We start from the raw sequence: 1592 nt of genomic DNA on the forward strand, positions 1-1592 counted from the left end.
CGGGGTGTGTCAGAGAAAATGCACCAGATAGGGCTAAAAACACCTATCAGTCACGAGAGGGGTTATAGGGGATCCTGGCGTAGTTCGCGCCGGGTCGCAACCCGGGCCTCGTGAGCGGCTCTCAGCCCGGCCCGGCGGGCCTCCCGGATGGCCTCGCCGCGGCCGTGGTGCTCGTCATCCGGAGTGACGTAGCCGAGGCCCTCGTGCAACCTGACCTCGTTGTAGAACGTCCGGATCGAGTCCAGCTCGGCCTCCAGCTCTCCAGGGTCGGTGATCTTGTCCAGGTGCGGGAACTCGTCCTTGACGTGCCCGAACAGCGACTCGATCCACGCCTGGTCATTGGGCGTGCCGGGACGGCCGAAGTGCTGGGCGATCCGCGCCCCGGCCATGAATGTCCTGGTCGCCGAGGAGGTCATCTGCGGTCCGTTGTCCGAGACGGCCAGCAGCACCGGGAAGGCGTCGTGGTCGGGCACCTGCCCGCCGCGCAGCTCGGCCAAGAACCGCTCGTCATCGAGGAGATGCGCCTTGCCCAGCATCTGAAGGGCCCGCGTGTAGGCCACCTCGACCTGGGTGGAGGTCTCCTCCGGGGAGACCACGGTGGCCAGCCAGTAGCGCGAGACCACGTCCAGGACCGCGATCGCGCACCAGGACGGCAGCCCGCGAAAGTGCGTGAAGTCATAGATCGTGATCACGCCCGGCACCAGCTCGGCCCACTCGGGCCATTCACGGCGCGGCCGCCGCTCGCGCGCAGGCCGCTCGGCAACCTTGATCCCGGCCGCCTGCAGCACCCGCAGCACGGTCGATTCCGAGGCGTAGAACGCCTCCACCCGTGAGCCGCGATGGGCCAGCTTGCGATGGCTGCGGTCGATGTCCAGCCACTCCTCGGCGATCTTCACGATCGCCTCGCGTTCCCACGGCAGCAGCGCGTGCAGCGCGATCTCCGGGCCCGGCTTGGCATCCTCCAGGCGGCCGACCACGGCGCGGGTCTGCCAGCGCAGTACCCGCACGTGATCCAGCCCCAGCAGCGCGGCCGAGCGGCGGGTCGACCAACCGCCCTTGCCGGCCGCGTGCGCGACGAGCTCCAGCAGACCGGCCTTGACGGAGGCGTCGACTCGCGGTGGGACCAGGCCGGCGTTCAGCCCCAAAGCGATTTTCCCTGGTGCAGATGCAAGGCGACGGCCTGCTCGGTTACCGTCGCGCGCAGCCGCTCGATCTCCCTGCGAGCCGCCTCCAACTCCACAGCCTCGGGGCTCTTGCCCGGACGGCCCGACGTCGAGGCACCGGCCAGGGCGTCCAGCGCGCCCTGCTTGGCGGTCTTGCAGATGGCGTTGACCGTCATCCGGTTCACGCCGTACTTCTCGGCCGCCTCGCCCTGGGTGGACTGCCCGGCGAGCACCTCGACGAACACCTGGTACTTCACCGACGGGGCGAGCAGCGTACGCTTACCTGGCTTGCCCGTACGCGACGGGGACTGCTTGGGGTCCTGCTGTGGTCCTGCCACCTGCTCCAACCTCTTCCACGGAGTGATCAAACTACCCGCGGCTGATAGGTGTTTCGGACCGGAACTGGTTCATTGACTCTGACGCGGAAGG

General features: G+C 68.5%; 2 protein-coding genes. Both read right to left on the reverse strand.

The window, feature by feature from the left end; genetic code table 11:
• Positions 1 to 62 precede the first annotated feature (62 nt).
• On the reverse strand, positions 63 to 1145 hold the full coding sequence (locus AB0I15_RS66820; protein WP_358121194.1) for an integrase core domain-containing protein: 1083 nt from the start codon (positions 1143 to 1145) through the stop codon (positions 63 to 65).
• A complete protein-coding gene (locus AB0I15_RS66825; RefSeq protein ID WP_358121197.1) occupies positions 1136 to 1501 on the reverse strand; it encodes a hypothetical protein in 366 nt (121 codons plus the stop codon). The genes AB0I15_RS66820 and AB0I15_RS66825 overlap by 10 nt, the downstream gene beginning before the upstream one ends.
• Between the last annotated feature and the right edge of the window lie 91 nt (positions 1502 to 1592).

Origin of the sequence: Nonomuraea sp. NPDC050643 (assembly GCF_040654715.1) — a bacterium.
In the GTDB taxonomy this organism is placed as follows: Bacteria; Actinomycetota; Actinomycetes; order Streptosporangiales; family Streptosporangiaceae; genus Nonomuraea.